Origin of the sequence: Corynebacterium sp. HMSC074C01 (assembly GCF_001814605.1) — a bacterium.
Lineage (GTDB): Bacteria > Actinomycetota > Actinomycetes > Mycobacteriales > Mycobacteriaceae > Corynebacterium.
This window is the reverse complement of the sequence record NZ_KV817276.1, coordinates 1-2,009: the sequence shown is the minus strand read 5'-3', so window position 1 is coordinate 2,009 and position 2,009 is coordinate 1. Positions and strand designations below refer to the sequence as shown.

Annotated in this window: 4 protein-coding genes; all 4 read right to left on the bottom strand. The window is 61.4% G+C overall.

The window, feature by feature from the left end; genetic code table 11:
- A partial coding sequence (locus HMPREF2978_RS05640; protein WP_083316501.1) for a Gp19/Gp15/Gp42 family protein occupies positions 1-338 on the bottom strand: 338 nt, incomplete at its 3' end.
- A 21-nt stretch (positions 339-359) separates the two neighbouring features.
- On the bottom strand, positions 360-716 hold the full coding sequence (locus HMPREF2978_RS05635) for a hypothetical protein (RefSeq protein WP_070744541.1): 357 nt from the start codon (positions 714-716) through the stop codon (positions 360-362).
- Positions 717-730: 14 nt separating this feature from the next.
- Positions 731-1,663, bottom strand: coding sequence for a phage major capsid protein (locus tag HMPREF2978_RS05630; protein ID WP_070744539.1), 933 nt, complete (start codon positions 1,661-1,663; stop codon positions 731-733).
- 14 nt (positions 1,664-1,677) lie between these two features.
- A partial coding sequence (locus HMPREF2978_RS13235; RefSeq protein ID WP_070744537.1) for a hypothetical protein occupies positions 1,678-2,009 on the bottom strand: 332 nt, incomplete at its 5' end.

Below are 2,009 nucleotides of genomic sequence, written 5' to 3'. Positions count from 1 at the left end.
ATGGCATCATCAAGGCCCACACCACCCCAATGAATGCCTACTCCTTGCGAGTAGGACACTGAATCGGACTGCGGGCCCGTTGTCGACGACGCTGATGCACGGCCAACGTTGTCGCCGATGAGTACCGCCTGGGACACCATGATGCGCACCGCCTGCTTCACAGCAACAGCACGCCACGGCTCGGCCTCAATTTCGGATGTGAGGTCACGGCCTCGGCGGGCGAACTCCATGACGATGAGCTCCAGCGCCTGGGCGATAAGCCCCTCGGCGCGTTTCTTCTCATCCTCGGTTAGTGGCCGGGGGAATACCGACAGGATGTCATCAACAGTGACCTCCATGGGCATAGCACCCCCTTTCTACTAGGCGTTAACAACCTTGATGATGTAGCCCATGATTTCGTTACGCCGCGTCAAACCCGTCAGCTTGATGCCATTGGTGCGGGCATACTCTTTCCAGCGGGCTACCGGTTCGGTGCGCTTCGGCAGCGGCGGATACCCACCTGCTGGGGTGGTCTCCGGCTCCTCCACAGGCTCCGGCTCGGGAGCCTCAACCACCGGCTCCGGCTTCTCATCGACGACCTCATCATCGGCGACGACACCACGCTCACGCAGCACCGATGCATCCTCCTCAGTCACCTCAAGAACCGTGCCAGACGGGTGCACCACCCGTGAATCCAGCGGATAGAACGCCGCCTTCTTCAACACAATCTGCGGCATACTTATCGCCCCGCTTAAATGGCGCCGGTGAGCTTCACCGCAGCCTTCGGAGCCCGCACCGCAAGGGCACGCCAGTGCGCATAGTCAGAGCGCCACGACATGGTGGAACCGCCATGACCAGACTGGCCATGCTCCTCGTAGAACGGGGTGAAAATCGGGTCACCGGTCTGGAAGCGCGTACCCACGGTGCCGTACTCAGAGTCAGCGAAAACGTAAGCCACACCGTCCGGCAGTGCCTGGTCGGCCACCAGCTTGAACTGCTCAGCCACCAGCGGCTGCTCCCCAATACCAGTAAACAGCGGGTTCGCGTGCGCCATGTCACCAATGTAGAAGCTGGAGGTCTGCTTATTGCGCTTCAGGGCGTTCAGCGTCTTGCGGTTCGCCCACACGTAGCCAGCGGAGTAGTTGAACAGGTTGCCGCGAGTGTCCTTCGCACCGGCGAGGAGGTCATCAGCAGCCCACAGGTCATCCACTGCCTGCGCGTCAGCGGTGTTCCACTTCTTCGCCACCGGCAGCTCCTCGATACCAGCCTCCTCAAGGGCGGCCATCGCATCAGCGGAGTTGCCTCGGCGAATCTCAGCCACGCGGCCAACGAGTTCGCGCTGAATATCAGCACCGGTACCGTAGTCGCGCTGCTCCTTGGAGATACGAAGACCGATAGCCTTCTTCGTCAGGTCAGCGTACTTACGCTCGCCAGCATCCGGGTCACCAACCGGAATCTCACCGAACTCCGGCACGGTCTGCACGGCCTCGTCCAGGCCCGGCGCCACATCAATGTTGTAGCCGATGGTGAGGTGGTCAACGTTGTGTGCGTTGAAGAGCAGGTCGTATGCCTGCGTGCCAATGAGCAGCTCGGAGGCTGCAGCCTCAAGAAGTTCGGAGGAGGTCAGGATGTCCTCGACCGGCAGCACCTCGAGGGCGTCAAAGTAGGAATTATTCGTAGCCATTATGGGTGCTCCTTCTAGGCCGCATCAGGGCCCGCGGTCGGCAGGCCATTAAGAATGGTCAGGGTCTTACCGTCAGCAGTGGGGCGGATTGCCACACCAATCTTGACGGTGCCGGTGGCGGATACCTTGCCGTCAGCGGCGGCGTACACCGCAGCACCGGCCTTAATCTCACCGTTGGTCTCCACCTTCACGGCAGCGGTACCGTAGTGGACAGCGATGTTCTTCGCTCCCGGTTCCTTCGCCTCCAGGCGACCGGTTTCGGTGACAACGCCCAGGGCGCCGGCCTTACCGTCGGCGTAGCCAATCTTGCCGTCCTGGTTAAGCGCGACGACGCGGAACTTGTCGA